Consider the following 23,790-nt stretch of genomic DNA (forward strand, 5'->3'; position numbering starts at 1 on the left):
GCAGTCCAAAATGCCGATCCATCATTTCTACAGCCGAGATTACGAACAGAAGACCGGTGGCTGGATTTACAACCGCCACCTGATCGCGTGGCTCGACCGCCATTGCAGCGGCGTACGCGAGATGACGGTGCCGGTGTGTTTTCCGACGCCGGATTCGGCGGTGATGGACGAGATCGCGGTGCTGTTCGATGGTATCAAGCCGGGCGCGGTTGTGGTGATGGACCATATCTATGGCTGCATGCTGCTGCCGATCTTGCGCGGGCGGCCGTTTCGGCTGGTGCTGGTTTATCATCATTCGATGGCGGAGGAGCGGGGTGAGACAAAGTCCCCCTCTGGCCTGCCGGCCATCTCCCCCACAAGGGGGGAGAAAATTCGTGGCGCTCTCCTGCCCCAAGTAAACCTCGGCGGTCAGGCTGGGTTAAGCCCTCCCCCTTGTGGGGAGGGTGGGGAGGGGACTGTGAGTAGACCCGATGCTGTTGCGACAGAGCAATCGGCATTGGAACTCGCCGACACCATCATCGTCACCTCCGACGAAAGCCATGCCTATATCGCAAGCCGCTACGGCATCGCGGCAAAAAACATCATCACCGCCAAACCGGGCAACGACCCGGCCCCCCAAAGTCCGGCCCATGCCGGCGGGTCATGGCGGCTTCTCTCGGTCGGCGCGGTCATTCCGAGGAAACGCTACGAGTTTCTGATCGACGCGCTTTCGGCATTGGATAGGTCGCACTGGTCCCTCACCATCGTCGGCAATACCGAACGTTACCCCGACTACGTAAGCTCCCTGCACAACCGCATCAAAACCCGCGGCCTCGAAAACCACATCACGCTTGCCGGCGAACTGTCGGCACCGGCACTCGATGGCTTGTGGAGCCAGACCCATCTCTACGTCGCCTCGTCCCTCTATGAAGGGTATGGCATGGCGATCTCGGAAGCGCTCTGCCGTGGCGTGCCCGTCATCTCGACGCCATCGGGGGCCGTCGCCGGTTGGGCGGGAGAGGCAGCCATGTTGGTGGATGCGGATGATCCGGGCGAGATGGCAGCACGGATCGCGGCGGTGATGGGGGATGCGGATGTTTATGTCGGCGCGCACGAAAAGGCCGTGCGGTTCGCAGCCGGGTTGCCGTCTTGGGAGGAGAACATGGCGAAGGCGGGGGAGGGCTTGAGGCGGCTGTTGTGAGGAGAATGCGTAAAATTTAGCTATACAAATGTACCAAATTTGGTACATTTGTGCCCATGGTGGGGGCGCCGAAAAAGATTGTCGGCAGGTTTTATGCGCAACTAAGCGGTCGCAAACCCGTGCGTGATTGGCTGCTCGATCTGCCGCGGAATGACAGACGCCAGATCGGTATCGATATCCAGCGTGTAGAATTTGGCTGGCCATTGGGAATGCCCTACTGCCGGTCTCTCGGCTCCAGCCTGTGGGAGGTTCGCAGCAATCTGGCGGGTGGCCGCATCGCTCGGGTGATCTTCTGCATCCATGAGGGTGAAATGGTCTTGTTGCACGGCTTCGAAAAGAAAACACAGAAAACGCCTCAGCAGGATGTGGATCTGGCTCTGGCACGTAAAAGGGAATTGCAGGGATGAGTGAAGCAAAAGGTTATGTCGACCGGAGCGAAAGTTTCGACGAGTTTCTCGAAGCGGATGGCCTGCTGGAGGAAACCGAAGCGATCGCGCTCAAGCAGGTGATCGCCGACCAGTTGCGTGCCGCCATGGCTGAGGAAGGTCTGACCAAGAAGGCGATGGCGGAACGTATGCAATCCAGCCGGCAGCAACTCGATCGTCTGCTTGATCCCAACTATCAGTCCGTTACGTTACTGACATTGCGTCGCGCTGCTGCTGCCGTCGGGCGTTCTTTGCGGATTGAGCTGGTTTAAGCCGTGAACTTACCTGCTAGTTGCTCCCGAACCATCCTCACCGCGGCCCTCGTCCTCGCCGCGCTCGCCATCCTGCTCTCGCTGGGCACATGGCAGGTCGAACGCCTGCACTGGAAGGAAGGGCTGATCGCAAAGATCGCCGAGCGTCGTGATGCCGCACCGGTGCCGCTTGCCGAGATCGAGGCGGCGGAGAAAAGCGGTGCGGATTTCGAATTCCGCCGTGTTGCCGTCTCCGGCACGTTCGACCATGCGAAAGAACGGCATTTCTTTGCCACCCATCAGGGCCAGACGGGCTTTTATGTCTATACGCCGATGTTGCTCGATGATGGCCGCACGCTGCTCGTCAATCGCGGTTTCGTGCCCTACGAAATGAAGGATGCAGCCAAACGGCAGCAGGGGCAGGTGGCAGGTGTTGTGGCGCTCACCGGTTATGCGCGGGCAAAACTGACGGAAAAACCGTCGTCGCTGGTGCCTGACAATGATCTGCCAAAGAACATCTTTTACTGGAAGGATATCGTCGCCATGACCTCCAGCGCCGGTCTCGATCCGGCCGGCGTGCTGCCCTTTTTCGTGGATGTCGATGCGACGGTGAAAAATCCCGGTGGTTTTCCGGTGGGTGGCGTCACCCAGTTCGATCTGCCCAACAATCACCTTCAATATGCGGTGACATGGTATGGGCTGGCGCTGGCGCTTGCCGGCGTGGTTTTTGCCATGTGGCTGAAGCGGCGTCGAACGCCGGCCTGAGCGGCTTGCGTTTTGTCATTGAGCAAATTTTGTTTGGCGGATTTGTCCCGGCTCGCCTATATGAAACGTCCAAGAGGCCCTCTATCGCGGCGCGCCCATTTCAGGCTCGCCCCTTCGTGTGGAACGGAATGAACATTCAGGTGACCGAACAGGCTGGCGCACAGCCAACCGAGATCAGCCAAGCTGACGCAAAACCCGAACTGACGATCCGCCTGTGCGGCCCGCGCGGTTTCTGCGCCGGTGTCGATCGTGCCATCCAGATCGTCGTTCTGGCGCTGAAGCAGTATGGTGCGCCGGTCTATGTCCGTCACGAGATCGTCCATAACCGTTATGTCGTCGAAGGTCTGGAAGCCAAGGGCGCCATTTTCGTCGAGGAACTGAACGAGATCCCGGCCGAACATCGCCAGCAGCCGGTGGTGTTTTCCGCTCATGGCGTGCCAAAGTCGGTGCCGGAAGATGCGCAGTCGCGCAATCTCTTCTATCTCGATGCGACATGCCCGCTGGTCTCGAAAGTGCACAAGCAGGCCATGCGTCACCAGCGCCTCGGCCGCCATGTCATCCTTATCGGCCATGCCGGCCACCCGGAAGTGATCGGCACGATGGGGCAGCTGCCGGAAGGCACGGTGTCGCTGGTGGAAACCATCGCGGATGCCGATGTCTATACGCCAATCGACCCGGACAATCTCGGTTACGTCACCCAGACGACCTTGTCGGTGGATGATACGGCCGGCGTCATCGCGCGCCTTCAGGAGCGTTTCCCGAACCTGACTGCGCCGTCGGCCGACAGTATCTGTTATGCCACCACCAACCGTCAGGAAGCGGTGAAGCAGGCGGCCGAAGGCTGCGACCTGTTCATCACCGTCGGTGCGCCGAATTCGTCGAACTCCAAGCGCCTTGTCGAAGTGGCGCTGCGTGCCGGCGCCAAACACTCGATCCTCGTGCAGCGCGCCTCGGAACTGAACTGGGACGAGATCGGCGATATCAGAACGCTCGGCATTTCCGCTGGTGCATCGGCGCCGGAAGTCATCGTCGACGAGATCATCGAGGCATTTCGCGCACGGTTCGATGCCAAGGTGGAACTGGCGATCACCACGGAAGAGACCGAAAACTTTCTCGTCAATCGCGAATTGCGCGACGTGCCGCTGACGCAGGAAGATATGGCCTGGGTCAACGGCGTGCGGCCGCTTTCGGTGTAATTACAGCCTGTCCGGGCCAGATGTCCGAGTGGGGAAACACTGTTGCCCCGCTGGCGGTCATTCAGGCCGGCGCCAATGCCAAAGCTTCCTCGCGGATACGCTTGACCATCGAGCGCAGACCATTGGCGCGCTGGGAAGAAAGGTTTTCCACCAGACCGATACGGTCAAAGATTTCGATCGCGTCCGTTGTGGCGATTTCGGATGCCTTTTTGCCGGAATAGACGGCGAGCACGATGGCGACGAGGCCGCGCACGATATGGGCGTCGCTATCGCCTTCGAAGGTCATCACCGGATCTGCGGCATCATCGGCCACATGGCTGACCAGCCAGACCTGACTGGCGCAGCCATTCACCTTGTAGCGAGCATCGCGCTTGTCTTCCGGCAGTTCCGGCAGCGCTTTGCCGAGTTCGATGACGTAGCGATAACGGTCTTCCCAATCGTCGAGAAAGGCAAAGTCGTCGATGATGGTTTCGAGGCTGGCCATATGCACTCCTGCTTTTATCCGCTTCATATAGGCAGGATGGGCCGGGGGCAAAACGAAAAGTTTGGTGCTGCGTGCTGCTTGGAGCGAGGTTGCGAATCCGGCGCGTGTCACCATATTCGAATGAGCCGAATAGTGCCCGGAGACCTGCCATGTTCCACTTCGACAACAGCTATACCCGCCTGCCGGAGCGTTTTTATGCATCCGTCTATCCGGAGGCAGTCGAGGGCCCGAAACTTTTGAAATTTAATGCTGATCTGGCGCGCGAGCTGCAGCTGGATGCGCAGGCACTCGGCCCGGATGCGGATGAAAACCGGCTGGCGGCGATATTTGGCGGCAATGTTCTGCCCGCCGGCGCCGAGCCGATCGCCATGGCCTATGCCGGCCACCAGTTCGGCAATTTTGTGCCGCAGCTGGGCGATGGACGGGCGATCCTGCTGGGCGAAGTGATCGATGTGAACGGCAAACGCCGCGATATCCAGCTGAAGGGGGCGGGGCCGACGCCCTATTCACGCCGGGGTGACGGACGCGCCGCACTGGGGCCGGTGCTGCGGGAATATATCGTCTCCGAAGCTTTCGCCGCACTCGGCATTCCGGCAACGCGGGCATTGGCGGCGGTGGCGACCGGCGAGGCGGTGTATCGCGAGACCCCGCAGCAGGGCGCGGTGTTTGTGCGCGTGGCGGCCAGCCATGTGCGGATCGGCACGTTCCAGTTTCTGGCCGCCAGGAGTGACACTGACGGCATCCGGGTGCTGGCGGATTATGTGATCGAGCGGCATTATCCCGATCTGAAAGCGGAACAGAATCCGTATCTTGCACTGTTGCGGGGCGTGGCGGAGCGGCAAGCGAAGCTTGTGGCGCGCTGGCTGGGTGTCGGTTTCATCCATGGGGTGATGAACACCGACAACATGACGATTTCGGGCGAAACGATCGATTTCGGGCCGTGCGCCTTTCTCGATGAATACGAGCCGATGAAAGTGTTTTCCTCGATCGATGCGCAGGGGCGTTATGCCTATCGCAACCAGCCGGGCATCGCCCAGTGGAACATCGCGCGGCTGGCGGAATGCCTGTTGCCGTTGATCGATGCCGATGAGGAAAAGGCCGTGGAGGCGGCAAACGGCTTGTTGAAGGAGTTTGGCGAGCGGTTCCAAGTGGCGTGGCTTGCCGAGTTTTCGCAGAAAATCGGCCTGTCGACCGGCAAGGAGGGTGATGGCGATCTGGTGCAGGGTCTGCTTGGCGCCATGCACAAGGGCGAGGCGGATTTTACGTTGACCTGTCGACGGTTGGCCGATGCGGTGACGCCGGAAGGGGACGCGGCGTTTCTGCAAGAATTTTCAGATGGTGTGATGGAGGCCGGAGTGACGGCCAGGGCTGCAGCGGCGGACTGGCTGGCCGGGTGGCGGCTGAGGCTGGAGTGGGATGGCCGGGGGCCCGAGGTGCAGCGGGCGGCGATGCGGGCCAAAAACCCGGCGATCATTGCCCGCAACCACCGTATCGAGGAAGCGATTTCGGCTGCCAATTACGGTGATTTCAGCTTTTTCGAACGGCTGACGACGGCGCTGGAGAAGCCCTATGAGGACCAGCCGGAATTTGCCGACCTGATGACGCCGCCGACGGTGGATCAGCGGGTGATGCGGACGTTTTGCGGGACGTGATTGGCATCAGTCGCTGAAGGGGATCTCGCTATAGCCGATGCCTTTGAGGCCGCCTTTTTCGGCGGCAGCACGAAATGTTTCGGAGACAAAGGGAGGAAAAGTTGGCAGGCGCGTGTCGACCCAGAGATGGTGGGCACCGACCTGATCGCGGTTCGCGAAGAGCTTGCTTGCATTCGTTATCTGCCACAAGCCTGTGGCCGGGCTCATGACAGCAGTCGTTCTCACCTGATCCATCCCGTCGATACGCACACAGGGGTAAACCCAGAAATAGTCGGCAGCATGTGTTTTGTCTTTCCAAACCAATTCCATGGGTGCGAACTGATGGCGACCGGGCTCCAATTCTTCGATGACCTCACGAAGAGCTTTGCTTGTCAGAAATAGGCCGTGTGCCTTAAACAAGGCCGTGAGATTGCGCCTGGGGCCGCCCAACATCACCCGGGATGGCAAATGCGTCGTATCAACCGGAGTGCCCTGATAGTCAAAGCGCTGGAAGATGATGCCGCCGTCAGCATTTATTGCAGCTTTTGCGACCGGGTGAAAATCAAATCCGAGGGGAGCGACCTTGTTGAAGTCGCCGTCCAGTGGCTTCGCTTCGTAGTTCGTATCTTCAGGCGTATCGCAATAAATCGAGAAGATCGGCATTCATGGCCTCGGTATTGATTTCGGTTTTATGCGAAGCTGACCTACCGCAGCCTTTTCCCATCCGCGTCGATCACCTCTTCCCCGTCTTCCTTTGAAAACGGACCCTTGTGCGTGTCCGGCAAGATATCCAATACCAGTTCTGAAGGGCGGGCGAGGCGTGTGCCGAGATCCGTCACCACGAAGGGGCGGTTGATGAGGATCGGGGTATTGAGCATTGCATCGAGAAGCGCGTCGTCGGACAGCGCCGGGTCGTCGAGGCCGAGTTCGGCATAGGGCGTGCCTTTTTCGCGGATCGCCTCGCGGATGCTGAGGCCGGCATTCCAGATCATCTGCAGCAATTCGGCGCGGCTTGGCGGGGTTTGCAGGTATTCGATGATTTCGGGCTCGATGCCGGCATTGTGGATCAGCGCCAGCGTGTTGCGCGAGGTACCGCAGGCAGGGTTGTGATAGATTTTTGCGCGCATCAGGGTGCTTTTCATTCAATGGGTTGGGGCTGTCGGCTCAGCGTTCGGGCAAAGCCGCAATCGCCTGTTCGATCTCCGGCAGCAGCGTGTCGGCAAGGGGTAGGAGCGGGCGCGGCGGCTGGGCGGTGGTGAGGCCGAGAAGGTTTGCGGCGGCATAGATCACTCGCAGGCTGCCATGCGCCTTGAACAGCGCCCAGAGCGGTTCGAACATGGCATCGATACGGGCGACCTCGGCGGCGTTGTGTTCCTTCGCCGCCTTGACGAGGGCTGCGGCCGGATGTGGAAACAGGCCGGCGACCACACAATAGAACGCATCCGCGCCGGCCAGCAGCGCATCGCCCATGTGCCAGTCGCCGCTGTAGCCGATGGAAAAGGTGGCCGGCGTCTTTTGGCGCAGGCGGGTGATCTCGCCTGAAAAATCGAGGTCCTTTGCGAGTGGCATCTTGATCGCGGCGATATTGGGCAGTTCGGCAAGGCGGGCGATCAGCGTCTCGCTGAAGGTGAAATGGGTGGTGGACGGGTTGTTGTAGATCGTCAGCGGCAGGTCGGTGGTGGCGGCGACGGTGGCGTAATGCTGATAGGCTTCATCCTGCGTCAGCGGCGTGTAGGAGACAGGCGCGAGCAGCAGGGCATCGGCACCGGCAGAGGCGGCATCGCGGGCAAGCGCCTGCACCTCGTCTGTGCGCATCGCGCCGATGCCGGCGATGACCGGCAGTTTCTTGGCAACCGCCTCGACGGCGGCATCAAGCGCGCGTCGGCGTTCTTCGCGGGTGAGATAGGCATAGGTGCCGGTGCTGCCGAGCAGGCCGATAGAGTTTGCCTTGCCATCGACGATGCGGGCGAGCAGAGCCTGCAGGGCATCGGTATCGACGCGGCCGCTTTCATCCGCCGGCGTGAGCGGGAAGGCGGAGAGGCCGGTAAACAGCGGCAGCGGCTTTGGCATGTCTGGCACTTTCAAAACGGGAGACGCGGCAAGGGCGCCACTATGCGGGATTGGGCGGGATGTGCAAGCGGGGGCGGCACCTATCCCAACAGGCGCAGAAAACCTAGGGGATCCGCTCCAATCATAAAGCCAAGCCATGCCCCGACCGGCGCGAACAGCAGGGCAGCAAGGGGACCGGCAAGGCCAAAGCCCAGCAGGCCCCCGCCCAAAATGCCGAGGATGCTCAGTATTACTGCAAATATCTCTTGGGCTCTGGCCATTCTCCAGAAGTGTGCACGCTCAATGCGTTCTTCAATGGAGGCGGCCAGCTAACATTGAAATCATGAAATAGGAAAATAATCCTTGACGGCGTGACGGTCGTCTGATAGGTTTTATGCATAGTCGGAGAGTTGCGGGTTGGCGCTTCTCCGGTGACAGAACTCCGGTTTTTGTTGGGTTTGTGGGCGCTGGTCTTTTGGCCGGCGCGGAGGACGTTTGGCATGTCCGATGATTTTGACGATTTCGATGTGGGCCTGTTTGGCACCTGGGGCGATGCGGATGATGCGCCTTTGATGGGTTTGGCGCAGGGCGTCCTGCTTGAGATGAAATCGGCTGAAGCGCTGCGGGCCGAGGAGCAGGCGGCCAGCGACATGCGGCCGATCCTCAACGAGGCGACGCTGGAATTGCGCAAGCAGTTCGAGACGTTTCGCGGCCTGCGCTGCGGTGCCGAGGTGATGCTGGCCGACGGCGATGAGGCGGCGCAGAAACTGGCGCGCGCCGACATCAAGGCAGCGATCGATGCGATGTCGCTGATCGTGCGCACGCTGGAGAAGATCGACAGTTTGCAGCGGCAGTTTGCCCGCGACCGCCAGGCCGAGGCCGAGCGGGTGGCGGATCAGGGCGGGTATCAGGAGGCGCTTCGTGAAGTCGAACGGCTTATCGATGAACGCGCCGAGGAACGATATCGCCAACGGTGCCTCGCTGCAGGTCTTGACCCTGAAGAGCCCGGCGGTGCGGCTGGGGATGGAGCGCCAGCGCCCGACACGGGCTGAGGAGGAGGTTGTCGAGGTTCTGGGGCCGCATGGGGATGCGATGAGCGGGATTGAAGATGTTCGGCGACGGGCCCTGTTGGCTTTGGGGGCGGGCGGGGGATTGGCAAAGAGCATTGATGCGGGTGGAGGGTGTGAGCCGATTTCGGATGTTTCAGGGCTGGAAATACCCCCTTCTACACCAGAGAAACTGTCGATGGGGATGGAGGGTTGCCACAACAATCTTCTCCCCATCGGGGAGAAGTGCCGGAGCGATAGCGAGGCGATGAGGGGGCTACATGGCACGGCGCGGATGACGGCTCCCCCCTCATCCGACCCTTCGGGCCACCGCCGGGGCGAGCCACGGGTCTCGCCCGTCCTTCGGACCCCCGCAGGGGAGAAGAAATCGGGAGATTGCCGAAACGCTTCGCTTCCTTCCGACATCGCCGATAACGCATTGCTCACACCGCATCTCCACGCCATCGAACGCGAATGGTTCATGACCGGCCGCACCGCCCAGAAGCCGCCCGAGGGCGACTGGCGCACGTGGCTGCTGATGGGCGGGCGTGGATCCGGCAAGACGCGGGCGGGGGCGGAGTGGGTGCATGCGCTGGCCTGTGCGGCGCAGCGATCCGATCTGCGCATCGCGCTGGTGGCGGAAACGCTGGGGGATGCGCGCGAGGTGATGGTGGACGGGGCGTCGGGCATCTGCCGCATCGCCCGCAAGAACCTGCCGGATTTCGAGGTATCGCGGCGCAGGCTGGTGTGGCCGAACGGCGCGGTGGCGCAGATCTTTTCCTCGGAAGATCCCGAGAGCCTGCGCGGGCCGCAATTTCATTTCGCCTGGTGCGATGAGCTGGCCAAGTGGAAACATGCGCAGGAGACGTTTGACATGCTGCAGTTCGGTCTGAGGCTGGGTTCTGATCCGCGCCAGCTGGTGACGACGACGCCGCGGCCGGTGCCGGTGCTGAAACGGTTGATCGCCGATCCGACGACGCATCTGGTGCGGATGTCGACGGCGGCCAATGCCGGCAATCTGGCGCCGGGCTTCATGGCTGTGCTGGAAAGCCGCTATGGCGGCACGCGGCTGGGGCGGCAGGAAATTGCCGGCGAGCTGATCGAGGACCGTGCCGACGCTTTGTGGAAACGTGCCGATCTGGAAGCCTGCGTGACGCGGGCGCATGGAGTGCTGAAACGCATCGTGGTGGCGGTGGACCCGCCTGCCGGTTCCGGCGAGGGATCGTGCTGCGGCATCGTGGTGGCCGGGATCGAGGAGAAGGATGTCTCTGCCGGCGGTTACGGGCGGGCCGTGGTTCTGGCCGATTGTTCGGTCGAGGGATTGAGCCCGGCCGGATGGGCGCAGGCGGTGGTGAAGGCCTATAAACGGTTTGCCGCCGACCGGGTGGTGGCCGAGGTCAACCAGGGCGGCGAGATGGTGACGGCCATGCTGAAAAGCGTCGATGCCGGATTGCCGGTGACGATGGTGCGGGCGAGCCGTGGCAAGTTTTTGCGCGCCGAGCCGGTGGCAGCCCTCTATGAGCAGGGGCGTGTGCTGCATGCGGGGCGGTTTGTCGGGCTGGAAGATCAGATGTGCGACTTTGGACCGGACGGGCTTTCGTCAGGCCGTTCGCCGGACCGGCTGGATGCGCTGGTCTGGGCGCTGACGGCGCTGGTGCTGGAGGGCCAAGGGGTGCCGCGGGTGCGCGGGATCTGACGCCGCGAACGAGCAATCTTGCTGACGCCGGCATGGGGCGTCCCGCATCGAAAAACGCGGGACGAAAACTGTATCAGCGTTTGGTGGTCACGGCTGGCGCGCTTTCGCGGACCTGGCGCCACTCGGACTCGAGACGTTCGGCGACATGCTGGGGGATCGGCTGTTTCACGGGCAGGGCGGAAGCTTGCTGGCGCATCATCATGATCTCCTTCATTGAAAAACCGACGGGTAACGCCCGACATCCCAGTTGGTTCCATATTGTGAACAGAAAGTAAATCGGGCCTTAAGCCGTTAAAACGATTTAGTTTTTCTAAACCGATTGAAAATCGTCATTTAATTTGGGGCGGTGTTGGCCATGGCTGTGGACAAGGTCCGGTTTTTCGATCGTGTGCGTCAAAACCCCTTTGGCGGCAGGCTTTTGCGTACGCAGGTCACCGGCATGGAAACGATTGTCGATGGCTGGAGCCTGCATTCCAGAGCGGCTGATCCGGCGCTTGCCTATGTGATGGCGACGGCCTTTCACGAAACGGCTGGCACCATGCAGCCGGTGCGCGAAACGCTGGCGAAAAGCGACGGCGAGGCGGTGGCGCGGCTGGAACGGGCCTTTGCAGCGGGGCGGTTGCCATCGGTGAAGGTGCCGTACTGGCGACCGGATGCGGAGGGCAAAAACTGGTTCGGACGCGGTTTCGTGCAACTGACGCACAGGCGCAATTACGAGGCGATGTCTGACCTGACGGGAGTGGATCTGGTGGCCGAGCCGGCGCTGGCAATGCGCACCGATATCGCCGCCAGGATTCTGATCGAGGGCATGCGGGTGGGCATATTTACCGGCTGGCGGCTGGATTACTATTTTTGCCGTGGCAAGGCCGATTGGGTGGGGGCAAGGAAGATCGTCAACGGGACGGACAGGGCGGAGCTGGTGGCGGGCTATGGACGGGCGTTTGCGGCGGCGCTGGGTTGAGTGCGGGCGCGTTGAAGGCGACAGCGGCACGTGTTAGCGAGCCCGAATTGCAAAAAGAATGCCCGCGGAGTTTCGATGATACGCCATATCGTGTTTTTCACAGTCAAACCCGAAAACCTCGATGCGGTGCGGGCGGGGCTTTCGTTGCTGACCGCCAATCCCCATGCGCAGCTTCTGGAAATCGGCACCAATGTGAAGACCGATCAGTGGGGCACCGAGATCGATCTCGTGGTCTACGGCGAGTTCGTCGATGAGGCGGCTCTGGCCGCCTACAAGGCGCACCCGATTTATCAGCAGTCGATCGATGTGGTGAAGCCGATAAGGGAAATGCGGATTGCCGCGGATTATGATGTGGGCAAGGCAGTGACGGCGCCTCTGGGTTAGGGTTTTTCGGTTGGTGATTCTCGGCGGTTCTCCAGACATCTTCTCCCCATCGGGGAGAAGTGCCGGAGCGTCAGCGAGGCGATGAGGGGGCGGCGCCGCCAGACCTTTCGATGCAGATTACCCCCTCATCCGACCCTTCGGGCCACCTTCTCCCCCATGGGGAGAAGGTATTGGGAGATCGCCGCGCCTTTTGTAATCCACCCGTTTGCGCCGCTATCAAACACAAGGATAACCCGAGATGAAATCTCCGTTTCGCCTGCCGCGGTTTTTCGCGGGGGATGGCAAAGCCGTGTCTGGATCACCGGAGGCGAAGGCGGTGTCCGGCGTCGGGGCGGCTTTTGCCGTGATTGCCGGCGAGGGCGCGGCGCATTGGTCGGGGCGGTCCTATGCGGCACTGGCGCGGGCCGGGTTCATGAAAAACCCGGTGGCGCATCGGGCTGTGCGGATGATCGCCGAAGCGGCGGCTTGCGTGCCGTGGCTGGCCTATGAGGGCAAGGTCGAGGTGGATGATCATGCCGCACTTTCGCTGCTGTTGCGGCCGAACGGGCGCCAGGGCGGGGCGGATTTTTTCGAGGCGCTGTACGGGCATCTGCTGCTTTCGGGCAATGCCTATGTGGAGCCGCTGTTTGTGGGTGGGCGTTTGAGGGAGCTGCATCTGCTTCGGCCCGACCGGGTGGCGATCGTCGAGGGGCGGGATGGCTGGCCGCTGGCCTATGATTATCGGGCCGGCGGCGTGGTGCGGCGTTTGCCGGCCGAGGTGGAGAATGATGGCCTGGCGGTGCTGCACCTGAAATTGTTTCATCCGCTGGAGGATCATTGCGGTCTTTCGCCGCTGGTGGCGGCCGGGGCGGCGCTTGATCTTTCCAATGCGGCTGCCGGTTGGAACAAGGCGCTGCTCGACAATTCGGCGCGGCCTTCCGGGGCGCTGGTCTATCAGCCCAAGGATGGCGGCAATCTTTCGCCCGACCAGTATGACCGGCTGCGCGAGGAGCTGGAGGCGGGTTATGCCGGTGCGGTGAATGCCGGGCGTCCGCTGCTGCTGGAAGGCGGACTGGACTGGAAGGCGATGGCGCTTTCGCCGAAAGACATGGATTTCATGGAGGCGAAAAACGGGGCGGCGCGCGACATCGCGCTCGGCCTCGGTGTGCCGCCGATGCTGCTGGGCATTCCCGGCGACAATACCTATGCCAATTATCAGGAGGCGCATCGGGCGTTTTATCGCCTCACCGTGCTGCCGATGATTTTTCGCACGGCGGCGAGTTTTTCCGCCTGGCTGTGCGGAGTGCTGGGAGAAGGGTTGCGGCTGGAACCGGATCTCGACCGGGTGGCGGGGCTTTCTACCGAGCGCGAGGCCTTGTGGGCACGGGTGGGGGCGGCGGCGTTTCTGACCGACGACGAAAAACGTGAAACGGTGGGATATTGACGGTCGGCGGCGGCGGGCGCAATTTGTAATACCGCGTATTACAAATGGAGGTTCTTATGGCCGATAAACCTGTTCTGTCCGATCCGATCACGCTCAGGGTACCGCTGGATATTCTCGAGGACATCGAAAAGATCGCCGAGGCGAGCGAGCGCAGCCGCAGCTGGGTGATCGTGCGGGCGTTGAAGTATTACATGATGGCGGAGGGCAATGACGTTCTGCAGATCCTGAAAGGCGAAGAGCAGATCGCCAATGGCGAAAGCATGGACGCCGAGGAATTTTTCGCCGAGCTGCTCGACGAGCGCAAGGACGCCGCGGAATGAAGCTCAGGCTCTCGAAAAATGCGATCCGCTTTATTCGGCAGGAACACGCCTATCTGGAGCGTTTTAACCCGCACGCGGCCGAGGCCGTGGTGTTGCAATTGCAGAAGGCGTTTCGCCTTCTCGCGGACCATCCTATGGCTGGGGTTGAGGAGAGCATCCTGCCGGGACGTCGGCACTTTGTCTCGGGTGATTATGTCATCAGCTACCGGATCGGCCCGAAAGGTTTGACCGTTTCGTATATTCGCCACGGTCGTCAGATCGCACCGGACCTGGAAAAGGACGAGGATCTTTAGGGCGAGTTCATCCGGTCAGTGAAGTCGTTCACTCAACCTCTCAAAACCCGGACTCACTCTGTCAGCAATCTGCGCCAAGTGATTCTGGCGACTCGCGAAAACATCAAAAGTTAAAGCGGTTTCGAGGCGGGAGCGATGGTTCCTGCAACCTCGGCCGGGCGGTTTTTGTCCGCGCGCAACACCGTCATCGTCGCATGGCTATGCCTGTGACGGATCCTCAATCTCGCAGGGAATGGTTAACAATGACTGAACTGGGCACCGATCTCGGAGCCGGTATCGGCAACGATGCCGGCGTGTGGGCCGCGCGGGTAGTGGGGGCGGTGGCAGGCGCGAGCGTCTCGCTGATCTATCTTCTGCCCAAAAGCCGGCGCGAGGCCTTGAGCCGGTTTGCCACAGGCGTCAGCTGCGGGCTTATTTTTGGCGGGCCGGCGGGGATATGGCTGGCTGAGCGGCTGGGGATATCCGATGCCGTTTCCGGCTCCGATCTGATGCTGGCCGGATCGGCGGCGGCGAGCCTGTGTGCCTGGTGGGTGCTGGGGGCGCTGTCACGGATCGCGGCGCGCTATGGGAAGAAATCGGGATAGGTTTCAGACGCCGTCGGTCGCATCGAGACTGCCGCCGCCGTGATAGGTGTCGGCGCTCAGTATGTATTTCTGGCCGCAGCCGGAGCATCGAAAGGTGTTCTGGATGATCTCGTGCCATGGGCCTTCTGCCGCGAGGGTGGAGAAGGCCGGGGCGGTGATGGTGGCGCTGTAGGCCGGCAGGACGGTGAGGCGGTTCTGCGCGACGGCGGCCTGCAATGACAGGATAACCGCTGTGAGATCGGCCGGCAGGCGGATCTGGCGCGGTGATGAAAAGTCCGCACAGGTGCTGCAGGCCATGTGTCGTTCCTTTGCCGTTCGTAGAACGGTGCATATCGGGCTGTGGCTGTGCCGGGCAAGGCGCGCAGCGGCGCAAAGAAAAAATCAGGACACCAAGGAGAAATTTCATGCACGCTTATCGCGGGCCTCGCTCCACTGCGCGCAAATTCGCCAATCTGGAACTGGCCGGGGTGAGCGGCGACGGGGTATTTTCCGGTTATGCCAGCGTGTTTGGCGAGGTCGATCTCGGCCGCGACACCATTGAACGCGGGGCATTCCGGCAGTCGCTGGTGGAGCGTGGCGCGGGGCAGGTGCGCATGCTCTACCAGCATGATCCGGCCGAGCCGATCGGGGCCTGGAAGACCATTCGCGAGGATGCGCGCGGGCTTTATGTCGAGGGCATGTTGTCGCCCGGCGTGGCGCGGGCGCGGGAAGTGTTTTCGCTGATGAAGACGGGCGCGCTGGACGGGCTTTCGATCGGTTTTCGCAGTGTGAAGGCCCGCACCGACGCCAAGACCGGGGTGCGGCGCATTCTCGAAGCCGAGCTTTGGGAGATTTCCGTCGTGACCTTTCCGATGTTGCCTTCGGCGCGGGTATCCGACGTGAAGCATGCGCGGTTCTTTCGCGACCGGGAAACCGAACTCGTCCGCCAGATGCGGCGGGCGGCAAAGCTGATGTTTGCCTCAACCTTCAGATCAACGTGAAAAATCCAACCATTGGGGATGATCGAGATGACGGAACAGATGCGTGTGGCGCCTGAAATCAAGGCCGTGCCGGACACGGTGACGGCGGCTTTCGAGGATTTCATGGAGGCATTCGAAGCCTTCAAGGAGGTCAATGACAGGAGGCTCGGCGAGATCGAGGAAAAGATGTCAGCCGATGTGGTGACGCGCGACAGGATGGAACGCATCAACCGGGCCGTCGACGACAACAAAAAGGTGCTCGACCAGCTGCTGCTCAAGAAGGCGCGACCGGCCCTCGGATCTGGCCGGGAGATCGGGCCGGAAGCGGCGGAACACAAGGCGGCTTTCGATGCCTATATCCGCCGTGGCGACGAGCAGGGTCTGCGCGAGCTGGAGGCCAAGGCGTTTTCGGGTTCTGCCGGGGCGGATGGCGGATATCTGGTGCCGCCGGAGACGGATAACGAGATCGGCCGGCGCATCTCTGTCGTTTCGCCGATGCGTGCGCTTTCAACCGTGCGGACGGTTTCCGGTGCCGTGCTGAAAAAGCCGTTTGCGGCGGCGGGGCTGGCGACCGGATGGGTTTCCGAGACGGCGGCGCGGCCGCAGACCGATACGCCGCAGCTGTCCGAACTGACCTTTCCGACCATGGAGCTTTACGCCATGCCGGCGGCGACACAGGCGCTGCTGGATGATGCAGCCGTCGATATCGAGGCCTGGATTGCCGGTGAGGTGGATGTGGTGTTTGCCGAGCAGGAGGGCGACGCCTTCATTCGCGGCGATGGCGTCAACAAGCCCAAGGGTTTTCTGTCTTATCCGACGGTGGCCGAGGAGGATTGGGCCTGGGGCAGCCTCGGCCATGTGGCGACCGGCGTGGCGGGTGGTTTCAAGGCGGCAAACCCCTCCGATACGCTGGTGGATGTGATCTATGCGCTGAAGGCCAAACATCGCCAGAACGCCACGTTCCTGATGAACCGGCGCACCCAGGCCGAGGTTCGAAAATTCAAGGATGCGGATGGCAATTACCTGTGGCGCCCGCCGGCATCGGTGGGCCAAGCGGCATCGCTGATCGGTTTTCCGGTGGCGGAAGCGGAAGAGATGCCGGACATCGCCGCCAATGCGACGGCGATCGCCTTCGGGGATTTTCGCTCGGGTTATCTGGTGGTGGATCGGGCCGGGGTGCGGATTTTGCGCGATCCCTATTCGGCCAAGCCGTACGTGCTGTTCTACACCACCAAGCGGGTTGGGGGTGGGGTACAGAATTTCGAGGCGATCAAGGTGGTGAAGTTTTCGGCCAGCTAATGTGATTTTTTCGGATGCGGTTAGCCCCTCACCAACAAAATCTATGACTTAGCCTATTGGCTAAGATCATGATTTTGTGTCCTCTCCCACAAGGGGAGAGGTAAAGACGCTGCGGCCCTATCTCTCCCCCTGCGGGAGAGAAAGCGATTTCAGCATCTTAGCTTTAGCTAAGTGCTAGAAATCGCAAGTGAGGGGCCAACACCGCACAACGCAACCTCGCGGGACCTCCCATGACCTATATCCTGACCACTCCGCCCACCGCGGAGCCGATCACGCTTGCCGACGTCAAAGCGCATCTGCGGCTTGATGACGGCAATGAGGATACGCTTATCTCTTCCCTCATCACCACCGCACGCGAACATCTGGAGCGCGAGACCGGGCTTTGCCTGATCACCCAGACATGGCGGCTGTGCCTCGATCTCTGGCCGCGCGACGGCATCCTGAAGATTGTCAGGTTTCCAGTGCAAGCCATTGAGAACGTGACGGTTTATGATGCGGCTGGTGCGCCGGTTGATGTGTCACTTGAAGATCATCTGCTCGATGGCCAAAGCCGGCCGGTGCGGCTGTGGCTGCGTGATCCGCCGGCGCCGGGACAGGTGATGAACGGTATCGAGATCACCTTTGTTGCCGGTTTCGGGGAGGGCGGTGCCGATGTGCCGGACGGGTTGAAACGGGCCATGCTGCTGCATGTGGCGCATATGTTTGCGTTCCGCGGCGTGGTGGCGCTGGAGAGCCAGCCGGCCGGCATTCCCGATGGCTATGAGCGGCTGATCGCCTCTTACCGGCTGCGGAGGCTCTAAACATGCCGGTCACGTTTTTCGATCCCGGACAGATGACGGCGCGGCTGGAGCTTGAAGTGGCCGAGGCGCTGCCGGATGGGCAGGGCGGCGCGGTGATGGTCTGGACCATTGCGTCGTCGATGTGGGCGCGGATCGAGCCGGTGTCGTTCGTGGTGTCTGAAAAGGGGGCGGCGGCCGAGAGCGCCACCGTGACGCACCGGATCTGGGTGCGGTTTCGTGACGGCGTTTTGGGCGGACAACGGTTTCGCAAGGGGGAGCGTCTATTCGCCATCAGGGCGGTGCGCGATCCCGATGAGACGCGGCGGTATCTCGTCTGCCATTGCGAGGAGGAGGGGCGCTGATGGCGGTGAATGCGCTGATGAAGGCGATTTTTGCGCGGCTTTCCGGTGATGCCGAATTGCGGGCGCTGGTGGGGCCGGATGGCGTGCGCGACCGCATGCTGGCGCGGGCCGAGCTGCCTTGCGTGGTGTTTGGCGAGACCGACAGCCGCGATGAGGATGGCGAGACGCTGCAGGTGCATCTGATCACGCTGGAAGTGTGGTCACTGTCGGAGGGGCGGCGGGAGACGCAGGTGATTGCGGCCCGCGTGCGAGCGCTGCTGCACGATGCGGCGATGGCGCTGGAGGGCGCGGTTCTGGTGAGCCTTTTGCATCGGGGCACGCGGACGCGGCGCGAGGCGAAAACGAAATTTCAGCTGGCGGAAATGCGGTTCAGGGCGGTGACGGAATGAATGCGGCTTGCGCCCGCACGCGCCGGACCAGCGCGATCAGCAGGATGATGGCGATCAGCGCGACGCCGGCAAGCGCGATGGCGGTGATGATCACTGTCGCCACGCCGGTGCGGTCGATCAGCATGGTGAAGATGACGGGGGCGAGCGCATTGGCGATATTCTGCGGCATGGCGAGGCGGGTTGCCTGGCGGCCGTATTCGCGCGGCGAAAACAGCGCCAGCGGCAGTAGCGCGCGGGCGACCACGAGGATGCCAGAGCCAAAGCCGTAAAGCGCGATGAAAACCCAGAGACTGAACGCCGATGCGGGCAGGACAAGCAGGCCGGCGAAGGCGACAAGCATGAAGCTGCAGCCGGCAACCGAGGTGATGAACGGGTTGCCGCGCTTGCCGAGCAGCATATCGACACCGCGGGCGGAAATGCCGAGCACGCCACGGGCGGCGGCAAGCTGCAGGGCGAATTCGGGCGTGGCGCCGAACTGGTGCAACACTTCCAGAAGCGAGGGTGAGAGGCCGAAGGTGACAAAGGAGGCGATGGCGGTGGTGATCGCCACCAGCAGGAAGGCGCGTTTTCGGTCGCCCTCGTTCAGCGGCACCGGTGCGAAGTCTGCGCTGTCGCCGGATTTTTCGTAAGCGATCGGTTTGGGCAGGCCGAACAGATAGAGCGGCACGCAGACGAAAGCGTGCAGGGCCGCCGCCATCACCAGCGTGCTGCGCCAACCGGCAAGATCCGAGATGACGCTGAGCAGCGGCCAGAAGATCGTGGCCGACAGGCCGGTGAACAGCATGAGGATGGCGATGGTGCGTTTGCCGCCGGCGCCCTCGCGCTCGACGACGGCGGTGAAGGCCGGTGCGGACAGCGTGAAGGCGCCGCCGAGGCCAAGGATGACCCAGGATACCGCATAGGTGAGGATGCCGGTGGAGGCGGCCAGCAGGCAGAGGCCGACAGCGAAGAACAGCGAGCCCGCCGCCATCACGCGCGCGGCGCCGTGGCGATCGAGCATGCGGCCGACAAGCGGACTGGCCAGTGCGCTGACCATCATCATTACCGACAGCCCGGCAAAAACCACCTCATTGGCAAGGCCGAGATCGGGCGCCAGCCTGCGGCCGAGCACGCCGACGGATTCGAAGGTCGTTCCCCAGCCGATCAGCTGCGTGACGGCGAGGACGCCGATTGTCTGGGCCGAACGGAGCGGAAAAGGCATGGCGGGGATACGTGTCTGGATGAGGCGATGGACAGGGTGAGGGCATTTCAGCATCGGCCTGAAAACCGGAATCGATTTTCCGCCGGCACGATGCCGCTGGGTGCAAGCGTTAGCAGGCGTCTCCTTCTGCGGGAAGCCGCCGATGACAGCAAAATCAAACTCAAAGGCAAGGGAGCGCGGCATGGTGGCGCAGAAGGGCAAGGACCTGCTGTTGAAGCTGGATGACGGCAGCGGGTTTCAGACGGTGGCGGGGCTGCGGTCGAAACGGCTGGCCTTCAACACCCAGACGGTTGATGTGACCGATGCGGAAAGCGCCGGGCGCTGGCGCGAACTTTTGGGCGGGGCGGGCGTGCAGCGGGCCTCGCTGACGGGGGCCGGGATTTTCAAGGATCAGGCCTCGGACGCGCTGGTGCGGGCGACGTTGTTTGCCGGCGCCATTCTCCCCTGGCAGGTGCTGATCCCGGATTTCGGCACGGTCAGCGGGCCGTTCCAGATCACCGCGCTGGAATATGCCGGCGAGCATGATGGCGAGATCCGGTTCGAACTGGCGCTGGAATCCGCCGGCAGCCTTGTGTTCGGAGCGCTGTGATGGAGGCGCGCGTTGGTGGGCGTGCCAACCGGCGGCGCGGCGAGGTGGAGGCGGTGCTGGACGGCGAGCGGCGCATCCTGTGCCTGACGCTGGGGGCGCTGGCGGAACTGGAAACGGCCTTTGCCGTCGGTGATCTATCCGGGTTGGCGGAGCGGTTTTCCTCCGGGCGGTTGAAGGCGGGCGACATGATTACCGTCATCGGGGCGGGGCTTCGTGGTGGCGGCAATCTTCTGTCCGATGCCGAGGTGGCGGCGATGAGCATCGATGGCGGAATTGCCGGTTATGCGCGCATCGTCGGCGATCTGCTGGAGGCGACGTTTGGTGGAGCCGACACGGAAACGAAGGTGGTGGCCGCAAACCCTTGAGGGCCGCAGCGGGCGAGGCGACAGGCGTGCAGCCGTTTCCATGGGAGACGGTGATGCATGCCGGGCTCTGCCGGCTGCGGCTTGTGCCGGCGGTTTTCTGGGCGCTGACGCCGCGGGAGTTTTTTTGTGTGGCGGGTGGGTTTGCGGGGCGCGGTGATGCGTTTTCGCGGGCGCGGTTTGAGGGGTTGATGGCGGCGTTTCCGGATGGGTGAGGGGAGCCGTAGAGGATTGTTTCTTGGAGTTTACCCCTCACCAAGCGCGTCCAGGCCCTCAGCTTTGCTTCGTGCGGGCTTGCTATCCTCTCCCGCAAGGGGAGAGGAAGGGCGCTGCGGCTTTATCTCTCCCCTTGCGGGAGAGAAAGCGATTTCAATATCTTAGCTTCAGCTAAGTGTTAGAGATCGCAAGTGAGGGGCATTTTCCGGAGCGGAACAGGATGGAAAACCACGACACCATGACCGAAACGCTGACCGGCGCTGAGGCGCTGGCCGATGTGATGGCCGATCTGGAGAGGCGCTCAACGCGGTTTGGCGCGGCGCTGACCTCGGCGCTGCGATCAGCGACCGTTGGCGGGCGCGGGCTCGACGATGTGCTGAAGGGGCTCGGCAACCGGCTGACGGATATTGCACTTTCCGCCGGGTTGAAGCCGCTGGAGGGGCTGTTGTCCGGCATGATCGGCAATCTTGTCGGCTCGGTGACGCCGTTTGCCGATGGCGGTGTGGTGCGCGCACCGAGCTTTTTCCCGATGGGTGGGGGTGATCTCGGCCTGATGGGCGAGGCCGGGGCGGAGGCGATTTTGCCGCTGAGGCGCGGGCCGGATGGGGCGCTGGGCGTGGCAACAGGTGGTGGCGGGCAGGCGGCGCAGATCGTCTTCAACGTGACGGCAACCGATGCCGCGAGCTTTCGCAAAAGCGAGGGGCAGATTTCGGCCATGCTGGCGCGCAGTGTCGCGCGCGGGCAGCGTGGTGTTTGAGGCCGGACATAAAATCAGGAGCGCCGGACGATGAGCGGGTTTCATGATGTGCGCTTTCCGCTGCGGCTGGCGCTGGGGGTGAGCGGCGGGCCGGTGCGGCGCACCGAAATCGTCAATCTTTCCAATGGGCGCGAGCAACGCAACAGCCGCTGGCGCAATTCGCGGCGCAGTTACGACGCCGGGTCCGGCATCAAATCCGTTGCCGATCTTTATGAGGTTCTGGCATTTTTCGAGGCGCGTGGCGGACAGCTTTACGGGTTTCGGTTTCGCGATCCGGTGGACTGGAAATCCTGCGGGCCGTTGCAGGCCGTGGCGGCGACCGACCAGGTGATCGGGGCAGGTGACGGGGTGCGGACGACCTTTCAGCTGGTGAAAACCTATGCGGATGCCGGTGGTGGTTTTGAGCGGGTGATCGCCAGGCCGGTGGCCGGTTCCGTTGTCGTGGCCGTGGATGGGGTCGCGTTGGTCGATGGCTGGGCGGTGGATGTGGCGACGGGTGTTTTGACCTTTGCCGTGGCGCCGGCGGCAGGTCGCGTGGTGACGGCGGGGTATGAGTTCGATGTCGCCGTGCGTTTCGATATCGACCGGATCGACGTCAATCTTTCCTGTTTCGATGCCGGGCGCATTCCGACCATTCCGCTGACGGAGATTTTGGCATGAGAACGATACCGGCGGGACTGGCCGCGCATCTGCAGGGCGATGTGACGACGATCTGCCATTGCTGGCGGGTTTTTCGACGCGACGGCGTGGTGCTGGGATTTACCGATCATGACGGCGATCTGCTGGTGGACGGCACGTCATTTCTGGCCTCGAGCGGGTTTTCGGCAAGCGAGGAAGAGGCGCAGGGCGGGCTCTCTGTGAGTGCCGGCACGGTGGCTGGCGGGTTTTCCAGCGAGGTGATTTCTGAAGCTGATCTGGCGGCGGGGCTTTATGACGGCGCGCGGGTGGAATTGCTGGTGGTGAACTGGCAGGCGCCGGATCAGAGGATGCGCCTTGCCTTGCGCGAGATCGGCGAGGTGAGCCGGGCTGGCGAACAGTTTACCGCCGAGCTGCGCAGCCTCGCGCATCGGCTCGACCAGCCGCAGGGCCGGGTTTACGGGCGGCGTTGTGATGCGAGCCTCGGCGATGGGCGCTGCCGGGTCGATCTGGCCGCCTATCGTGCTGCCGGGACGGTGGTTTTGGCGCGCGACCGGACGCGGTTGACGGTGGCGGGGTTGCAAGGGTTTGCCGGCGGCTTTTTCGGGCAGGGTGTTCTGACCATGGAGAGTGGTGAGGAGCTGGAGATCGACGGCCATGTGCGCAATGCCGATGGCACGGCGGAACTGACGCTATGGCTACCGGTCGAGCGGGATATCGCTGCCGGTGAGGTGTTTTGGGTGACGGCGGGATGCAACAAGGCGTTTGCGACCTGCCGCCAGAAATTTGGCAATCAATTGAACTTTCGCGGCTTTCCGCATGTGCCGGGATCGGACTTCGCCTATTCCTTCGCCGACGGGGAGCGGCTGCATGACGGCGGCCCGATCTTCGAATGACGACGCTTGGCGACCGGGTGGTGCAGCTGGCGGAAAGCTGGATCGGCACGCCCTATCGGCATCAGGGCGCGACGCTGGGTGTCGGTTGCGATTGCATCGGCCTGATCCGGGGCGTGTGGCGAGGGCTTTATGGCCGTGAGGCGGAACCGGTGCCTCCCTACGCGACCGACTGGGCCGAACGCAGTGGCGATGACCGGCTGCTGGCGGCAGGGTTGCGGCTGTTCGGGGAGCCGTTGGCCTTGGCCGACATGGTGCCGGGGGATGTGCTGCTGTTTCGCTGGCGGGCCGATTGTGCGGCCAAACATGCCGGCATTTTTTGCGGGGGGGATCGGTTCATTCATGCCTATGAGCAGGCAGCGGTGACGCGCTCGGTTCTAGTACCGTCCTGGCGGCGGCGGATCGCAGCGGTGCACCGGTTTCGTGATGAGCGGCATGGTTGAGTTTGATGGGCATTTCGTATATACGAAATGGAGTGGCAGGCGGTGTGCTATCACCGCCTGCCACGGACTTATCTTTGGATTATGACCCGGACGGTGATTGACCAGCTCGTCCGGGTAATCCGCAGAGTAAGCGTAACGCTAATCGGCCAAGGCTTCATAGCACTACCTCCATGTTCGAGAGCAAGGCCCTTGCCGAGGCCGGTGGGGCCTATCCTCA

General features: G+C 62.4%; 33 protein-coding genes. 26 read left to right on the forward strand and 7 right to left on the reverse strand.

The genetic code is table 11. From position 1 onward, the window contains the following. Nucleotides 1–10 precede the first annotated feature (10 nt). The 5 genes from EDF70_RS08460 to ispH all read left to right on the forward strand — a co-directional run bounded on the left by EDF70_RS08460 (nucleotide 11) and on the right by ispH (nucleotide 3,817). The gene (locus EDF70_RS08460) at nucleotides 11–1,180 is read left to right on the forward strand and encodes a glycosyltransferase family 4 protein (RefSeq protein ID WP_165931967.1); all 1,170 of its coding nucleotides are present in this window, start codon (nucleotides 11–13) and stop codon (nucleotides 1,178–1,180) included. A gap of 56 nt (nucleotides 1,181–1,236) precedes the next feature. Continuing rightward, a complete protein-coding gene (locus EDF70_RS08465; RefSeq protein WP_132272916.1) occupies nucleotides 1,237–1,587 on the forward strand; it encodes a type II toxin-antitoxin system RelE/ParE family toxin in 351 nt (116 codons plus the stop codon). After that, nucleotides 1,584–1,877 carry an XRE family transcriptional regulator gene (locus EDF70_RS08470; RefSeq protein ID WP_132272917.1) on the forward strand — a complete coding sequence of 98 codons (294 nt, stop codon included), beginning with the start codon at nucleotides 1,584–1,586 and terminating at the stop codon, nucleotides 1,875–1,877. Before EDF70_RS08465 ends, EDF70_RS08470 begins: the two co-directional genes overlap by 4 nt. A 3-nt stretch (nucleotides 1,878–1,880) precedes the next feature. Then, nucleotides 1,881–2,621, forward strand: a complete 741-nt coding sequence (locus EDF70_RS08475) for an SURF1 family protein (RefSeq protein WP_132272918.1) — start codon at nucleotides 1,881–1,883, stop codon at nucleotides 2,619–2,621. A 128-nt stretch (nucleotides 2,622–2,749) separates the two neighbouring features. Next, nucleotides 2,750–3,817 carry a 4-hydroxy-3-methylbut-2-enyl diphosphate reductase gene (ispH, locus tag EDF70_RS08480; protein WP_165931968.1) on the forward strand — a complete coding sequence of 356 codons (1,068 nt, stop codon included), beginning with the start codon at nucleotides 2,750–2,752 and terminating at the stop codon, nucleotides 3,815–3,817. 61 nt (nucleotides 3,818–3,878) lie between these two features. Here the strand turns inward: ispH and EDF70_RS08485 are convergent, their stop codons facing one another. After that, entirely contained in the window at nucleotides 3,879–4,301 is a 423-nt protein-coding gene (locus EDF70_RS08485) for a SufE family protein (protein ID WP_132272919.1), read from the reverse strand. A 149-nt stretch (nucleotides 4,302–4,450) separates the two neighbouring features. Between EDF70_RS08485 and EDF70_RS08490 the strand changes: the two genes are divergently transcribed. Further along, complete coding sequence (locus EDF70_RS08490) at nucleotides 4,451–5,953, forward strand: protein adenylyltransferase SelO (protein ID WP_132272920.1); 1,503 nt, start codon at nucleotides 4,451–4,453, stop codon at nucleotides 5,951–5,953. Nucleotides 5,954–5,959: 6 nt separating this feature from the next. On the opposite strand, the gene EDF70_RS08495 is transcribed toward EDF70_RS08490, so the two are convergent. Genes EDF70_RS08495 through EDF70_RS08505 form a run of 3 tightly spaced genes read right to left on the reverse strand, consistent with a single transcriptional unit; the run spans nucleotide 5,960 to nucleotide 8,002 of the window. Beyond that, the gene (locus tag EDF70_RS08495; RefSeq protein WP_132272921.1) at nucleotides 5,960–6,595 is read right to left on the reverse strand and encodes a DUF1629 domain-containing protein; all 636 of its coding nucleotides are present in this window, start codon (nucleotides 6,593–6,595) and stop codon (nucleotides 5,960–5,962) included. Nucleotides 6,596–6,636: 41 nt separating this feature from the next. Continuing rightward, a complete protein-coding gene (gene arsC / locus EDF70_RS08500) occupies nucleotides 6,637–7,059 on the reverse strand; it encodes an arsenate reductase (glutaredoxin) (RefSeq protein ID WP_132272922.1) in 423 nt (140 codons plus the stop codon). Between the two features lie 37 nt (nucleotides 7,060–7,096). Continuing rightward, the gene (locus tag EDF70_RS08505) at nucleotides 7,097–8,002 is read right to left on the reverse strand and encodes a dihydrodipicolinate synthase family protein (RefSeq protein ID WP_132272923.1); all 906 of its coding nucleotides are present in this window, start codon (nucleotides 8,000–8,002) and stop codon (nucleotides 7,097–7,099) included. 479 nt (nucleotides 8,003–8,481) lie between these two features. On the opposite strand from EDF70_RS08505, the gene EDF70_RS08510 reads away from it, so the two are divergent. Then, on the forward strand, nucleotides 8,482–9,033 hold the full coding sequence (locus EDF70_RS08510; protein ID WP_132272924.1) for a hypothetical protein: 552 nt from the start codon (nucleotides 8,482–8,484) through the stop codon (nucleotides 9,031–9,033). Nucleotides 9,034–9,508: 475 nt separating this feature from the next. After that, a complete protein-coding gene (locus tag EDF70_RS08515; protein ID WP_132273687.1) occupies nucleotides 9,509–10,723 on the forward strand; it encodes a terminase family protein in 1,215 nt (404 codons plus the stop codon). A gap of 73 nt (nucleotides 10,724–10,796) precedes the next feature. On the opposite strand, the gene EDF70_RS29940 is transcribed toward EDF70_RS08515, so the two are convergent. Further along, nucleotides 10,797–10,937, reverse strand: coding sequence for a hypothetical protein (locus tag EDF70_RS29940; RefSeq protein WP_165931956.1), 141 nt, complete (start codon nucleotides 10,935–10,937; stop codon nucleotides 10,797–10,799). A gap of 141 nt (nucleotides 10,938–11,078) precedes the next feature. On the opposite strand from EDF70_RS29940, the gene EDF70_RS08520 reads away from it, so the two are divergent. The 6 genes from EDF70_RS08520 (at nucleotide 11,079) to EDF70_RS08545 (ending at nucleotide 14,688) form a co-directional block, all read left to right on the forward strand. Continuing rightward, a complete protein-coding gene (locus EDF70_RS08520) occupies nucleotides 11,079–11,684 on the forward strand; it encodes a glycoside hydrolase family 19 protein (RefSeq protein WP_132272925.1) in 606 nt (201 codons plus the stop codon). 75 nt (nucleotides 11,685–11,759) lie between these two features. After that, the gene (locus tag EDF70_RS08525; RefSeq protein WP_132272926.1) at nucleotides 11,760–12,068 is read left to right on the forward strand and encodes a Dabb family protein; all 309 of its coding nucleotides are present in this window, start codon (nucleotides 11,760–11,762) and stop codon (nucleotides 12,066–12,068) included. A 238-nt stretch (nucleotides 12,069–12,306) separates the two neighbouring features. Then, a complete protein-coding gene (locus tag EDF70_RS08530) occupies nucleotides 12,307–13,491 on the forward strand; it encodes a phage portal protein (RefSeq protein WP_132272927.1) in 1,185 nt (394 codons plus the stop codon). Between the two features lie 56 nt (nucleotides 13,492–13,547). After that, nucleotides 13,548–13,811 carry a ribbon-helix-helix protein, CopG family gene (locus EDF70_RS08535; protein WP_132272928.1) on the forward strand — a complete coding sequence of 88 codons (264 nt, stop codon included), beginning with the start codon at nucleotides 13,548–13,550 and terminating at the stop codon, nucleotides 13,809–13,811. After that, entirely contained in the window at nucleotides 13,808–14,104 is a 297-nt protein-coding gene (locus EDF70_RS08540) for a type II toxin-antitoxin system RelE/ParE family toxin (RefSeq protein ID WP_132272929.1), read from the forward strand. Before EDF70_RS08535 ends, EDF70_RS08540 begins: the two co-directional genes overlap by 4 nt. Nucleotides 14,105–14,346: 242 nt before the next feature. Next, nucleotides 14,347–14,688 carry a DUF6107 family protein gene (locus EDF70_RS08545; protein ID WP_132272930.1) on the forward strand — a complete coding sequence of 114 codons (342 nt, stop codon included), beginning with the start codon at nucleotides 14,347–14,349 and terminating at the stop codon, nucleotides 14,686–14,688. 3 nt (nucleotides 14,689–14,691) lie between these two features. Here the strand turns inward: EDF70_RS08545 and EDF70_RS08550 are convergent, their stop codons facing one another. Further along, nucleotides 14,692–14,985, reverse strand: coding sequence for a hypothetical protein (locus EDF70_RS08550; protein ID WP_132272931.1), 294 nt, complete (start codon nucleotides 14,983–14,985; stop codon nucleotides 14,692–14,694). 107 nt (nucleotides 14,986–15,092) lie between these two features. On the opposite strand from EDF70_RS08550, the gene EDF70_RS08555 reads away from it, so the two are divergent. The 5 genes from EDF70_RS08555 (at nucleotide 15,093) to EDF70_RS08575 (ending at nucleotide 18,476) form a co-directional block, all read left to right on the forward strand. Then, nucleotides 15,093–15,668 carry an HK97 family phage prohead protease gene (locus EDF70_RS08555; protein WP_132272932.1) on the forward strand — a complete coding sequence of 192 codons (576 nt, stop codon included), beginning with the start codon at nucleotides 15,093–15,095 and terminating at the stop codon, nucleotides 15,666–15,668. Nucleotides 15,669–15,695: 27 nt separating this feature from the next. Continuing rightward, nucleotides 15,696–16,946, forward strand: a complete 1,251-nt coding sequence (locus EDF70_RS08560) for a phage major capsid protein (protein ID WP_132272933.1) — start codon at nucleotides 15,696–15,698, stop codon at nucleotides 16,944–16,946. 230 nt (nucleotides 16,947–17,176) lie between these two features. Further along, nucleotides 17,177–17,746: a head-tail connector protein gene (locus tag EDF70_RS08565; RefSeq protein WP_132272934.1), complete on the forward strand. Its 570-nt coding sequence runs from the start codon at nucleotides 17,177–17,179 to the stop codon at nucleotides 17,744–17,746. A 2-nt stretch (nucleotides 17,747–17,748) separates the two neighbouring features. Beyond that, on the forward strand, nucleotides 17,749–18,087 hold the full coding sequence (locus EDF70_RS08570; protein ID WP_132272935.1) for a phage head closure protein: 339 nt from the start codon (nucleotides 17,749–17,751) through the stop codon (nucleotides 18,085–18,087). Continuing rightward, on the forward strand, nucleotides 18,087–18,476 hold the full coding sequence (locus EDF70_RS08575; protein WP_348639713.1) for a DUF3168 domain-containing protein: 390 nt from the start codon (nucleotides 18,087–18,089) through the stop codon (nucleotides 18,474–18,476). Before EDF70_RS08570 ends, EDF70_RS08575 begins: the two co-directional genes overlap by 1 nt. Here EDF70_RS08575 and EDF70_RS08580 read toward each other — a convergent pair. Continuing rightward, nucleotides 18,457–19,677, reverse strand: coding sequence for an MFS transporter (locus EDF70_RS08580; RefSeq protein ID WP_245519099.1), 1,221 nt, complete (start codon nucleotides 19,675–19,677; stop codon nucleotides 18,457–18,459). The two genes, EDF70_RS08575 and EDF70_RS08580, sit on opposite strands and share 20 nt — an antisense overlap. Before the next feature lie 181 nt (nucleotides 19,678–19,858). Between EDF70_RS08580 and EDF70_RS08585 the strand changes: the two genes are divergently transcribed. From EDF70_RS08585 to EDF70_RS08615, 7 genes are all read left to right on the forward strand, one after another. Then, entirely contained in the window at nucleotides 19,859–20,266 is a 408-nt protein-coding gene (locus tag EDF70_RS08585; protein WP_132273689.1) for a phage major tail protein, TP901-1 family, read from the forward strand. Next, a complete protein-coding gene (locus tag EDF70_RS08590; RefSeq protein ID WP_132272937.1) occupies nucleotides 20,266–20,631 on the forward strand; it encodes a gene transfer agent family protein in 366 nt (121 codons plus the stop codon). Before EDF70_RS08585 ends, EDF70_RS08590 begins: the two co-directional genes overlap by 1 nt. Nucleotides 20,632–20,657: 26 nt before the next feature. Then, nucleotides 20,658–20,843: a rcc01693 family protein gene (locus EDF70_RS08595; RefSeq protein ID WP_281033558.1), complete on the forward strand. Its 186-nt coding sequence runs from the start codon at nucleotides 20,658–20,660 to the stop codon at nucleotides 20,841–20,843. A gap of 221 nt (nucleotides 20,844–21,064) precedes the next feature. Beyond that, nucleotides 21,065–21,601, forward strand: a complete 537-nt coding sequence (locus tag EDF70_RS08600; protein WP_132272939.1) for a phage tail tape measure protein — start codon at nucleotides 21,065–21,067, stop codon at nucleotides 21,599–21,601. Nucleotides 21,602–21,631: 30 nt separating this feature from the next. Continuing rightward, on the forward strand, nucleotides 21,632–22,261 hold the full coding sequence (locus tag EDF70_RS08605) for a DUF2460 domain-containing protein (RefSeq protein WP_132272940.1): 630 nt from the start codon (nucleotides 21,632–21,634) through the stop codon (nucleotides 22,259–22,261). Next, entirely contained in the window at nucleotides 22,258–23,133 is an 876-nt protein-coding gene (locus EDF70_RS08610) for a DUF2163 domain-containing protein (protein WP_132272941.1), read from the forward strand. Before EDF70_RS08605 ends, EDF70_RS08610 begins: the two co-directional genes overlap by 4 nt. Continuing rightward, entirely contained in the window at nucleotides 23,130–23,573 is a 444-nt protein-coding gene (locus EDF70_RS08615) for an NlpC/P60 family protein (RefSeq protein WP_132272942.1), read from the forward strand. The genes EDF70_RS08610 and EDF70_RS08615 overlap by 4 nt, the downstream gene beginning before the upstream one ends. Nucleotides 23,574–23,790: the final 217 nt, after the last annotated feature.

It is taken from the genome of Neorhizobium sp. JUb45, assembly GCF_004343585.1.
In the GTDB taxonomy this organism is placed as follows: domain Bacteria; phylum Pseudomonadota; class Alphaproteobacteria; order Rhizobiales; family Rhizobiaceae; genus Neorhizobium.

Excerpts from the sequence above, each read along its gene's own strand:
- EDF70_RS08460 (WP_165931967.1), top strand. The coding sequence starts at position 11 with ATGCCGATCCATCATTTCTACAGCCGAGATTACGAACAGAAGACCGGT.
- EDF70_RS08465 (WP_132272916.1), top strand. The coding sequence starts at position 1,237 with ATGGTGGGGGCGCCGAAAAAGATTGTCGGCAGGTTTTATGCGCAACTA.
- EDF70_RS08470 (WP_132272917.1), top strand. The coding sequence starts at position 1,584 with ATGAGTGAAGCAAAAGGTTATGTCGACCGGAGCGAAAGTTTCGACGAG.
- ispH (WP_165931968.1), top strand. The coding sequence starts at position 2,750 with ATGAACATTCAGGTGACCGAACAGGCTGGCGCACAGCCAACCGAGATC.
- EDF70_RS08485 (WP_132272919.1), bottom strand. The coding sequence starts at position 4,301 with ATGGCCAGCCTCGAAACCATCATCGACGACTTTGCCTTTCTCGACGAT.
- EDF70_RS08490 (WP_132272920.1), top strand. The coding sequence starts at position 4,451 with ATGTTCCACTTCGACAACAGCTATACCCGCCTGCCGGAGCGTTTTTAT.
- EDF70_RS08495 (WP_132272921.1), bottom strand. The coding sequence starts at position 6,595 with ATGCCGATCTTCTCGATTTATTGCGATACGCCTGAAGATACGAACTAC.
- arsC (WP_132272922.1), bottom strand. The coding sequence starts at position 7,059 with ATGCGCGCAAAAATCTATCACAACCCTGCCTGCGGTACCTCGCGCAAC.
- EDF70_RS08505 (WP_132272923.1), bottom strand. The coding sequence starts at position 8,002 with ATGCCAAAGCCGCTGCCGCTGTTTACCGGCCTCTCCGCCTTCCCGCTC.
- EDF70_RS08510 (WP_132272924.1), top strand. The coding sequence starts at position 8,482 with ATGTCCGATGATTTTGACGATTTCGATGTGGGCCTGTTTGGCACCTGG.
- EDF70_RS08515 (WP_132273687.1), top strand. The coding sequence starts at position 9,509 with ATGACCGGCCGCACCGCCCAGAAGCCGCCCGAGGGCGACTGGCGCACG.
- EDF70_RS29940 (WP_165931956.1), bottom strand. The coding sequence starts at position 10,937 with ATGAAGGAGATCATGATGATGCGCCAGCAAGCTTCCGCCCTGCCCGTG.
- EDF70_RS08520 (WP_132272925.1), top strand. The coding sequence starts at position 11,079 with ATGGCTGTGGACAAGGTCCGGTTTTTCGATCGTGTGCGTCAAAACCCC.
- EDF70_RS08525 (WP_132272926.1), top strand. The coding sequence starts at position 11,760 with ATGATACGCCATATCGTGTTTTTCACAGTCAAACCCGAAAACCTCGAT.
- EDF70_RS08530 (WP_132272927.1), top strand. The coding sequence starts at position 12,307 with ATGAAATCTCCGTTTCGCCTGCCGCGGTTTTTCGCGGGGGATGGCAAA.
- EDF70_RS08535 (WP_132272928.1), top strand. The coding sequence starts at position 13,548 with ATGGCCGATAAACCTGTTCTGTCCGATCCGATCACGCTCAGGGTACCG.
- EDF70_RS08540 (WP_132272929.1), top strand. The coding sequence starts at position 13,808 with ATGAAGCTCAGGCTCTCGAAAAATGCGATCCGCTTTATTCGGCAGGAA.
- EDF70_RS08545 (WP_132272930.1), top strand. The coding sequence starts at position 14,347 with ATGACTGAACTGGGCACCGATCTCGGAGCCGGTATCGGCAACGATGCC.
- EDF70_RS08550 (WP_132272931.1), bottom strand. The coding sequence starts at position 14,985 with ATGGCCTGCAGCACCTGTGCGGACTTTTCATCACCGCGCCAGATCCGC.
- EDF70_RS08555 (WP_132272932.1), top strand. The coding sequence starts at position 15,093 with ATGCACGCTTATCGCGGGCCTCGCTCCACTGCGCGCAAATTCGCCAAT.
- EDF70_RS08560 (WP_132272933.1), top strand. The coding sequence starts at position 15,696 with ATGACGGAACAGATGCGTGTGGCGCCTGAAATCAAGGCCGTGCCGGAC.
- EDF70_RS08565 (WP_132272934.1), top strand. The coding sequence starts at position 17,177 with ATGACCTATATCCTGACCACTCCGCCCACCGCGGAGCCGATCACGCTT.
- EDF70_RS08570 (WP_132272935.1), top strand. The coding sequence starts at position 17,749 with ATGCCGGTCACGTTTTTCGATCCCGGACAGATGACGGCGCGGCTGGAG.
- EDF70_RS08575 (WP_348639713.1), top strand. The coding sequence starts at position 18,087 with ATGGCGGTGAATGCGCTGATGAAGGCGATTTTTGCGCGGCTTTCCGGT.
- EDF70_RS08580 (WP_245519099.1), bottom strand. The coding sequence starts at position 19,677 with ATGCCTTTTCCGCTCCGTTCGGCCCAGACAATCGGCGTCCTCGCCGTC.
- EDF70_RS08585 (WP_132273689.1), top strand. The coding sequence starts at position 19,859 with ATGGTGGCGCAGAAGGGCAAGGACCTGCTGTTGAAGCTGGATGACGGC.
- EDF70_RS08590 (WP_132272937.1), top strand. The coding sequence starts at position 20,266 with ATGGAGGCGCGCGTTGGTGGGCGTGCCAACCGGCGGCGCGGCGAGGTG.
- EDF70_RS08600 (WP_132272939.1), top strand. The coding sequence starts at position 21,065 with ATGGAAAACCACGACACCATGACCGAAACGCTGACCGGCGCTGAGGCG.
- EDF70_RS08605 (WP_132272940.1), top strand. The coding sequence starts at position 21,632 with ATGAGCGGGTTTCATGATGTGCGCTTTCCGCTGCGGCTGGCGCTGGGG.
- EDF70_RS08610 (WP_132272941.1), top strand. The coding sequence starts at position 22,258 with ATGAGAACGATACCGGCGGGACTGGCCGCGCATCTGCAGGGCGATGTG.
- EDF70_RS08615 (WP_132272942.1), top strand. The coding sequence starts at position 23,130 with ATGACGACGCTTGGCGACCGGGTGGTGCAGCTGGCGGAAAGCTGGATC.